The 1,194-nt window shown below is 44.3% G+C and carries 1 protein-coding gene and 1 pseudogene; both read right to left on the minus strand.

Annotated elements, in window-relative coordinates:
• Positions 1-342: 342 nt before the first annotated feature.
• Positions 343-525 (minus strand): hypothetical protein, encoded by a 183-nt coding sequence (locus tag F6K49_RS50810; protein WP_070390589.1) that lies wholly within the window; start codon positions 523-525, stop codon positions 343-345.
• Between the two features lie 122 nt (positions 526-647).
• Positions 648-1,194 (minus strand): annotated as a pseudogene (locus F6K49_RS50815) (hypothetical protein); the annotation flags it as partial.

A 1,194-nucleotide genomic window follows, 5' to 3' on the forward strand; every position in this document is an offset into this window, starting at 1 on the left:
TAGGGAGTAGGGAGTAGGGGTAAGAAAATTGACTTTACCTCATAAGTAGGAGAAACGCTCTAGTCAACTTTTAACTTTAGTAACTTATTAATAATTTAAGCGATCGCATCTTATTGAAGGTCAACCTTCAACCGGATAACCTTCAACCGGATAACCTACCCTACGGGAACGCCAAAGGCGAACAACCTTCAACCGGATAACCTACCCTACGGGAACGCCAAAGGCGAACAACCTTCAACCTTCAACCTACCCTACGGGAACGCCAAAGGCGAACAACCTTCAACCTTCAACCCTCCCTCAACCCTCAACCGACCCTACGGGAACGCCAAGGGCGAACAGCCCTCAACCAAATTTCACAATTATAGCTTGCACCAGCTGAACAATTTCAAAGGTCACGAAGACGCTGAGAATAATTGTCACTAATTTATTCAGTATCGGTATGTTGCCATACCCAAACCAAGAGGCAACAAACTTGATTAACACCATACAAATGGCGCTAATGATTAAAAATTGCAGGATTGCCATCGTTTGATTCCCTGATTAACACGAAACAAGTCAGTTATTTAGTGTATTCCCTATTCAATAACGATTCCCCTAATTACAAGGAAAATTTTATAAAAATCTTAAGGAATTAATCAAAATTAACCCTATTGTGATCCGTAGTATATTCCCCTACCATTGGTACCAATAAAGACCAGTCCGAACTCCTGCTTACTCGCCTCCATCACAGTAGGTCTATTGCCAATTGGTCGGGAGCGATCGCCCATCCTTGTCCACGTGCGTCCCATGTCAAGAGACTGGAATATTCCTGGTTCTTGGGCACGGCTTTTGGCTGAGCTTCCTGAAGTCCCTGTAGCTTCCCGATTCCTAACCCCATTCTCGACATTGGGAACATTTCCATCAATATTTCCATAAATATACAGTGCTGGAGTGTCCCTGCCCTGGGGTGCTTTACCAAAAGCAAATAGGTGAGCTCTGGTTACTGAAGGCAGCTTAAAGAATGACTGACCGCCATCGGTAGAGCGATAAAAACCCTTGCGGTCTAGACTCAGCCAAATTTCACCCTTAACCCCTGGCACCGTTTTCAGGGAATGCCAACCTTCATTCCGAAGTGAATCATTCACAATTTGAAAGGATGAGCCGCCGTCATTGGAACGATAGACTTTGCCTTTAGCATAGTAATAAAACCTGTTG

Source organism: Moorena sp. SIO3I6, from assembly GCF_010672095.1.

Excerpts from the sequence above, each read along its gene's own strand:
- F6K49_RS50810 (WP_070390589.1), bottom strand. The coding sequence starts at position 525 with ATGGCAATCCTGCAATTTTTAATCATTAGCGCCATTTGTATGGTGTTA.